Origin of the sequence: Mesorhizobium sp. M7A.F.Ca.AU.002.02.1.1 (genome assembly GCF_003998535.1) — a bacterium.
Lineage (GTDB): Bacteria > Pseudomonadota > Alphaproteobacteria > Rhizobiales > Rhizobiaceae > Mesorhizobium > Mesorhizobium ciceri.
This window is the reverse complement of sequence record NZ_RZPB01001311.1, coordinates 1-910: the sequence shown is the minus strand read 5'-3', so window position 1 is coordinate 910 and position 910 is coordinate 1. Positions and strand designations below refer to the sequence as shown.

2 protein-coding genes are annotated in these 910 nt (G+C 57.6%); both read left to right on the top strand.

Translation table 11 applies throughout. The features are described 5' to 3' along the window. On the top strand, positions 1 to 159 hold a 159-nt coding region (locus tag EN879_RS37360; protein ID WP_127274785.1), incomplete at its 5' end, for a YbfB/YjiJ family MFS transporter. Between the two features lie 113 nt (positions 160 to 272). Further along, the coding region (locus EN879_RS37355) for an SbmA/BacA-like family transporter (RefSeq protein ID WP_281034632.1) at positions 273 to 910 on the top strand (638 nt) is incomplete at its 3' end.

Sequence of the window (910 nt, the reverse complement as noted above, 5' to 3'; positions counted from 1 at the left end):
ATGACGGCTGCGTTCGGCCTTGGCCAGATCATCGGGCCGGTCGCCGCCGGGTTTCTGGCGCAGATGTCCGGCGATTTCTTCCTCGCCTCGATCACAGCCGCGATCGTGCTGGTCGTCTCCGGCGCCATCACATGGTCGGCTGCGCCAAAATCGCCATGATTGTGAGCTTGCTGTGCCGGGCATCGGGCACGGGCATTTTCTTTCCCACTAATGTGTGACTTTATGCCCGCTGTCGTCAGCTGATTTGTGCCTAGATCGAGGAATTCGCCACAGTGTTCGTATCCTTTTTCCCGCAGCCGAAGCTGTTCTTCACTTCGGCCGCCGTCTGGAGCCTTGCGGCGATCCTGTTCTGGTTCTTCGGTGGTGAACAATTAGGTACGGTTTTCGGATTGCCGCCCGCCGCGGCCGGCGCGCCGCCCATCATCGGCATCGCCATCCTCGTATCGAAGCCGTTCCTCTGGTTCTATCTCTATTTCGCGTTCTGCGTGCTCGTCTTCTACGCATTCTGGAGCTGGTATTCGCCGCATCCATGGCAACGCTGGTCGATCCTGATGACCGCGGTCATCCTGTTCTTCATCTATTTCAATGTGCAGGTCAGCGTCGCCGTCAACGCCTGGTATGGGCCTTTCTTCGACTATGTGCAGGGGCTGATGTCGGGGACTGGAAAGTCGACCAACAGCGAATTTTATATCGGATTGGCTGATTTTTCGTGGCTCGCCCTGGTCGGCATGAATGTGCAGGTGGTCAACGCCTTCATCGTCAGTCACTGGATCTTCCGTTGGCGCACGGCGATGAACAACTACTTCGTCGAGAATTGGGGCAGGCTACGCCATATCGAGGGTGCCTCGCAGCGCATCCAGGAAGACACGATGCGGTTCTCGCAGATCATGGAAGATCTCGGCTCCAGCTT